Source organism: Pseudanabaena sp. lw0831 (genome assembly GCF_016584665.1).
In the GTDB taxonomy this organism is placed as follows: Bacteria; Cyanobacteriota; Cyanobacteriia; order Pseudanabaenales; family Pseudanabaenaceae; genus Pseudanabaena.
This window is the reverse complement of record NZ_BBJB01000035.1, coordinates 1-6,703: the sequence shown is the minus strand read 5'-3', so window position 1 is coordinate 6,703 and position 6,703 is coordinate 1. Positions and strand designations below refer to the sequence as shown.

The following is a 6,703-nucleotide window of genomic DNA, read 5'->3' as shown; positions in this document are numbered from 1 at the left end:
GTACAGATTTTGGGGCTTTATATTTAATTGTGCCTAGCTACTTACAAGCCATTACCAATGATGATAAATGGTGACCAATAGTAAGGATGACTGAAGTTGCTATCTTTGCCAGCTTTAATCAGCGCTCTTTGAGATTTTGCTAATACTTCTGCTTTGGTGAGCTTCGTATCTTGAAGTATGTCATAAAAAGCATCCATTAAAGCTTGTGTACCACCATCAGAAACTTGCCAAAGCGAAGCGATCGCAGCCTTTGCACCTGCGTACTCCATTTGATAGCCAAATCCCATAATCTCCGTGCCGTTACCAAGGCGACCACCCAGCCCCGTCTCACAAGCACTGAGAATTACTAGATCGACATTTTGCAATGACCATGTAGCCACATCCCGTAGTGAGGCGCGACTACCATCACCAAACAGCACAAAGGAATCCTCTGGTTTTCCAATCACAAAGGCGGCGTGGGTAGCTAGATGAATGATGTTGTATTGCTTAAATTTAGCGACAGTCGAATTAACATTAAAATCGCGATCAATAAATTTCGCAGAAGTTGGTAACTTAGCAATCAGGTTGTCAACTTCTCTACCAGCAAAAGGTAACCCCGAAAAGTTAAAGGTTTGTCCATTTACATCAAATACATATTTGCCAGATGTAAACGCACCAGCAAGGACACGAGGCTGACTATCACGACGACGATCGCTTAAATTAGTTAAACTCGCAGCGGTAATCGTATTAATCGCATAGCTTTCTACTAGCCATTGCTTGCCATCATAGAGCGAGGCGATCGGCAGATAGCGTAACTGTCCGTCGGGCGCATAGACGATCGTTTGGATGCCAGCTTTTTGTAAATCATCTGCGATCGGTTGGATCAGCCAAGCATATAGTCGTTGCGATGAATCCACAATATCAAGAGAGCTAGGATCGCGGACATCAGAACGAAATTCTACGATCGCCCGATTGAGATCTTCGCGCTTTACTGCCACAGTACGGCGAATCGGAGCGTTATTGGCGGTAACGAGAATTAATTCTAAGCGATCTTCTAATATTAATGGATAGAAGATCGCGGATTTTCGCGAAAGCTTTTGGAGGCTCTTTTGGAGAGATATAAATTGCTGGAGATTTGCGTCACTTGCCGTGCGATTTTCTGATTGATTGATTTGGTTTAAAATCGTGGCAACAGCCGGACTCTGCACATAGGTATTCAGTTGTTGTGAAGAGCGTTCTTGGACATCTAGCAACTCACTCAAGCGCTGAATTTGCTGTGGAGATCGGTTTGCTTGAGTAAGTTTTAGGATATCTTGTTGTTCTTTACCAGCCTGAATGGAGCGGTTTTGAATCGCACTATAATCAGTTAAAAACCTTTGTTCAGGTGCTAGAAGTTCAATCCCTTTAGCCGTTTCGATATTGCCACGCACATTTTTGAGATAGTCATCTAGCTCTTGCACTTTTAACAAGTCAAGCACCTGTTGCGCTTCCAGAATTCGATTTTGCTTAAGCAGTAAATCCGCCAAATCACGATAGGCTCTTTCGACAGTACCCGTGAAGGTTTTCTGCTCTGCTACAGATAGCGATCGCAGTTCTTTACGAAGGGATTCGCGGATATTTACGGATTGCTTATAAAAGAAAATTGCTAAATCTGGTTGTTGCCAAATAGAAAACAAATTTCCTAAATTACTAAGATCAATACTTTCACCTCGGCGTTCTCTCAACTGACGATGAATTGTAGCAGCTTGTTGATAGACATTAAGAGCTTCAGAATAACGTTTAATATCCACATAGACTACACCCAGATTACTCAAAGCTGTTGCTTCAGCAGAGCGATCGCCAATTTCTCGTAAAATCTCTAGCGATTGTTGATAGTTGCGAATCGCTTCGTTATTCTGTTTTAAAATCCGATATATTTCGCCGATATTGTTGTACGTGATGCCCTGCGCAGGAATATCATTCAGTTCTTTATGAATGGTTAGAGCTTTTTCATAATAATTCAACGCTTTTTTGAGATCGCCTTTGTCATCATAAATGGAGCCAATATTACTTAAGAAAATGCTCTCTGCTTGGCGATCGCCAAGTTTTTGAATTTTTTGTAATGCTAATTCCTGAAATCGCAAAGCATTATCTAACTGTCCTAACTCCTTATAAGCAGCACCAATATTACTGAGAGTGGTTGCGGCTTGACTTGTTAAATCAAGCTGTTCGGATAATTTTAGTGATGCATTATATGATTCTAAAGCTTGTAAGTATTTGCCTTGACTACGATATATACCTGCCATGTTATTGAGAATGCTGGTCTCAATTTTGCGATCGCCTGTGACTCGCACTATTTTTAGAGATTGTTGATAGAAGTCTAGCGCCTTCTCAAACTGTCCTAGTCGCCGATAGGCAAACCCAATATTTAGCAAGACTCCCGCCGAGCCTTTTTGATTATTCGTAGATTCATAAATAGCTAAAGCTTGCTGTAATCTTTCTAGTCCCTGACTAAATTGACCGATCGCTACATAAATATTGCCAATATTATTGAGAATTGTTAATTCTCGATCTTGCGCTTTAATTGCTCTCGCCCTTTCCAAGGCTTGCTCATAAGTTGCGATCGCCTGTCGCCAATTATTAGTGCGATTTAAAGTAAAGCCAAGACTTTGCAAGATCATTACTTCATCTGATCTGACCTGCAAATTAGCCTTAGCTTCTTTTAACTGAATTGCGCTAATTATTTTAAAAGCTGACTGATAAGAAGCGATCGCCCGATCTAATTTTTGTAAATTTAGGTAAACATTACCTATAAAATTCTGAGTCCGAGCCTCAGAAAGCCGATCTCCTTCCTTCTGAAAAATTGCGATCGCCTGTTGAAGTAGTTGTAGTGATTCCTGCGCGTCGCCACGCTGAAAGCTTTCTCGACCATCAATCACCAACTGAAATCCACGCTCTAAGTTTGTTGGTTCAAGTTTTGGTAATTGATTTTGAGCTATTTGGTTTTGAGAAGTTAAAGGCTGCACAGTCATTTCCGCATTTGCGGAAAACGTCGAAGCATTCAAAATCAAAAAAGTTGATAAGATTGAGCGGTATAGCATGATTACCTTCTCGAAAGTTAGTTTTGGTGGTTATGTGAAACTTGCGATCGCGAATTCTTGGCAGCGTTATCTAATCACCACTATGCTACAACTTGATGAATTTCAGGACAGTAACATGGCTTAGAACCACAAGATTTTTGTTAAAAAGGCAGAACTTTTAACTGATGTTACGTAATTTTAGCTTCAGCGAAAAGCGCTGTAAGATTAGGAGAAATAGCTCTTTGTTTGACTTTAATATTGGTATCAATATTTAGATAAGTAGCTAGACACAATTAAATATAAAATCCCAAAATCTGTGCCGCCCGCACAGCGGGCGGCACAGATTTTAGTTTTGGTTTTTAATTATGCCTAGCTACTTAGATCAGATCGTCGCCATCATCTAGCCATGGGCAAAGCGAGCAAACATGAATCAGCCCAAGGAACCAAAACTCCAGTTTATCCGCTTCGCTCGAGGTATTAGTCAGTACAATCATGACTACTACGCGGCTCTGGGTCTACCAATCATTAGCAATCCTACATACATTCGCAATGTATATTTGCGGATTGCCCGTATCTTGCATCCCGATATATATGGCTTTTCGGCGGAAGAAAAAGAAATTGCCACGCAATATCTAGCAAAACTGGTCAACCCGGCCTATAACGGGCTGATGCGAGAGCAAGATCGCACAGCCTATCAAGGAATATTTAAGCTTCTTGCCAAACGCTTGATGCAGAGATCGCGTAACATCCAAATTCATTCGGAGATCGCCTGTGAGTTGGTGATGACTCCTAGTGATGAGGTTTACGAGCGCTTGGTTACAGAAATCGCCAAAGTGCAATATGAATCGCTCACCCAAATTCTGGAGCATACAGCCGAGATCAGTGAACTAAACTTGGTCTATATCCTTTATAAAGAGGGTTATCGACATGGAGCTGTCAATATGCCACCAGTGCTTGCACCAATGTTGACACCAAAAACCACAAAACCCTATTCAACAAACGTTCCCCTTCCTCCCCCCTCAAAGCCCAGTTATAACTACAACCTTCAGTATGCAACCGATCAACATGCTAGTAATCTGCAATCTAACTCTGATGAAACGGTAATTCAGGCTAGAGTTGAGGGACATGATAGGCAGATGATTAACAATCGGATGAAAATCTGCGAAATCTACATATCACAGAGTAATTGGAAGGCTGCGCTCCAAGATTTGCGAGATATCTTAACAATTGATAAGGATAATAGTCGATGTCTTGCTCTGTTAGGTGTGGTTTACAAAAATATCAATCAACCACAAATGGCAAAAGCGAGCTTCAAGCGATCGCTTCAGATTTATCCTCAAGAAGCCATAGCCCTAAAACATCTTCTGGAATTAGACAGTCCAATTCCTACCCAAAGCAGCAATAAGAACAATGGTAAAAGCGATCGCAAACCAAATCTCCCAACTATCAAAAAGAATATAGCTCAACCACAAAAGCGCAGTTGGCTAGAGCATTTACTAAAATGGGCTTTTTCCAAAAAAACCTGAAGAAATGGAAATAGAAGATAGTGCTTCGTGCCGCTAAGCGATCGCTATCTCGCGCTCTATAATCAAACTATGACAACGTCGGAGAAAAATTGCAATGGTAACGACGATAGAAAAGCCTAAAACCATATCTCTAGAAGAATTTCTCACCCTTCCCGAAACCAAACCCGCCAACGAGTATGCCCAAGGAATCATCACTCAAAAAGTCATGCCCAAAGGAAAACATAGCATCCTCCAATTTGAACTCGCTTCTGCTATCAATCAACAAACCAAACCTCAAAAATTTGCCTATGCCCTACCAGAACTACGCTGCACTTTTTCAGGACGATCCATCGTTACCGACATCGCCGTTATCCGTTGGCAAAACCTCCCCCTCGATCCTGATGGCGAAATTAGCAATCAATTTAACCATCCTCCCGACTGGATTATCGAAATCCTCTCTCCCGATCAATCCTCTGTTTTAGTGATTGAAAAAATTCTTTTTTGCCTCAAAGAAGGCAGCGAAATCGGTTGGCTGATCGATCCTGCTACCAAGTCGATCATTATCTTCCAAAATGGCTCAACCCAGATTCACTTTGCCACCACCGAAACTCAGCTACCCTTCCCTTACCCGTCCTGACAGGCTTAGAAACATGGCAGATTACCGCCAGCGACATATTTGCTTGGCTAAAAGTTTAACAACTCTATAAATAGGGTTTGTCGGCAATGATTCACGGTACGATAACAGACGAAGACTGAGAGAACTGTATGGTGCATCAACTGCCGACTGGCGCAAAAGACTTACTTCCCCTAGACGTTGCTCAAAAGCGTTGGATCGAGAGCCGTATTCAACAAGTTTTTCAATCATGGGGCTATCAACGCATCATTACCCCCACCGTCGAGCATCTGCGATCGCTTACCGCAGGCGGAGCCGTTAATCCTGAATCCGTGATCCAACTGCATAGCAGCAGCATCGAAATCCTCGGACTACGCCCCGAATTTACCGCCTCGATCGCCCGCGCCTATGCCGCCCGTTTGGGAGAAAATGTGGCAACTTGTCCACAGAGACTCTACTACAACGCCAATGTATTCCGTCGCAAAGCCAATAACACCTCAGAGGAATCCTTTCAAGCAGGCGTAGAACTATTGGGTGCGTCAGGACTGCTAGCCGATGGTGAGATCTTGATGCTCCTAGCCGAAAGCCTCGATCGCCTAGAACTGCAAGATTGGCAAATTATCCTTGGTGATGCCAGACTGACAGGCGCATTACTTGATCTGTTGCCAGAGCAATATCGTGCCAAAGTGCGGCAATGTTTAGCTAGCCTCGATCGTATTGCCCTGACCGAGATGGACTTACCCACTGATGTTAAAGGCTATGCCCTCGAACTGATTGATCTGCGCGGCAAGCCCAAAGATGTCCTCAGTCGCTTATCGAATAGTGCATGGACATCGGGACTGACGGGCGAAATTAATTACCTCAAGTCCTTGATCGATCTCTGGGAAAGTACGGGCATAAATTCAGGCGATCGCCTGATTCTCGATCTCAGCTTTATGCAAACCTTCGACTATTACACAGGCATCGTGTTTGAGGTTGCTTGTAATAATTATGTGGTCGCACAAGGCGGACGCTACGATCGCCTGCTTGGGGTCTACCATCCTCAAAATGTCAGCTATCCCAGTATTGGCTTTTGCCTCAACCTCGAAGATTTACAGCAAGCTTTACAATCCCGCTTACCACAAACTCTCACCACTTCTAACTGCCTAGTGGTCGCCAAAACCGCCGACGCAATGCAAGCCGCCTTTGCTCATGCTGCACTATTACGTCAAGATCCAGATATTGACGCGATCGAGCTAGAGCTAGAATTTCGAGCCGAGGATACTGTCCGCGAACATGCAAGATCGCGTGGTATTCCCAAAATTGCATGGGTCAGTAGTGACGGTGCGATCGGCTTAGAAACGATAATCTAAAAAATAGAGGGGGCGCAAAGCGCTCCCTTTATTTTTTAGATTGAAAAATCCCTGTTAAATTTGGAGAACTTAGGGTAACCTATTCAACCAATCATCCATTTTGGTTAGATTGAGATTTGATAAATAAATATAGCTATAACCACTTATGTTTAGTCCAGAACCAAAACCCAAAAGAGAGTTGCGGCGCTTCGCGCC

The 6,703-nt window shown here is 43.0% G+C and carries 4 protein-coding genes and 1 pseudogene; 4 read left to right on the top strand and 1 reads right to left on the bottom strand.

Translation table 11 applies throughout. The annotated features are described in order from the left end of the window. Positions 1-41 precede the first annotated feature (41 nt). Positions 42-3,059 (bottom strand): tetratricopeptide repeat protein, encoded by a 3,018-nt coding sequence (locus APA_RS06450; protein ID WP_201321483.1) that lies wholly within the window; start codon positions 3,057-3,059, stop codon positions 42-44. Here APA_RS06450 and APA_RS25435 point away from each other — a divergent pair. The 4 genes and pseudogenes from APA_RS25435 to APA_RS06435 all read left to right on the top strand — a co-directional run bounded on the left by APA_RS25435 (position 3,058) and on the right by APA_RS06435 (position 6,508). Further along, positions 3,058-3,183, top strand: coding sequence for a hypothetical protein (locus APA_RS25435; RefSeq protein ID WP_268961895.1), 126 nt, complete (start codon positions 3,058-3,060; stop codon positions 3,181-3,183). The genes APA_RS06450 and APA_RS25435 overlap by 2 nt on opposite strands. Before the next feature lie 280 nt (positions 3,184-3,463). After that, complete coding sequence (locus APA_RS06445) at positions 3,464-4,564, top strand: molecular chaperone DnaJ (protein ID WP_201321482.1); 1,101 nt, start codon at positions 3,464-3,466, stop codon at positions 4,562-4,564. 94 nt (positions 4,565-4,658) lie between these two features. After that, a pseudogene (locus tag APA_RS06440) lies at positions 4,659-5,239 on the top strand (Uma2 family endonuclease). A gap of 69 nt (positions 5,240-5,308) precedes the next feature. Continuing rightward, entirely contained in the window at positions 5,309-6,508 is a 1,200-nt protein-coding gene (locus tag APA_RS06435) for an ATP phosphoribosyltransferase regulatory subunit (protein WP_201321481.1), read from the top strand. Positions 6,509-6,703: the final 195 nt, after the last annotated feature.

Excerpts from the sequence above, each read along its gene's own strand:
- APA_RS06435 (WP_201321481.1), top strand. The coding sequence starts at position 5,309 with ATGGTGCATCAACTGCCGACTGGCGCAAAAGACTTACTTCCCCTAGAC.
- APA_RS25435 (WP_268961895.1), top strand. The coding sequence starts at position 3,058 with ATGATTACCTTCTCGAAAGTTAGTTTTGGTGGTTATGTGAAACTTGCG.
- APA_RS06445 (WP_201321482.1), top strand. The coding sequence starts at position 3,464 with ATGAATCAGCCCAAGGAACCAAAACTCCAGTTTATCCGCTTCGCTCGA.
- APA_RS06450 (WP_201321483.1), bottom strand. The coding sequence starts at position 3,059 with ATGCTATACCGCTCAATCTTATCAACTTTTTTGATTTTGAATGCTTCG.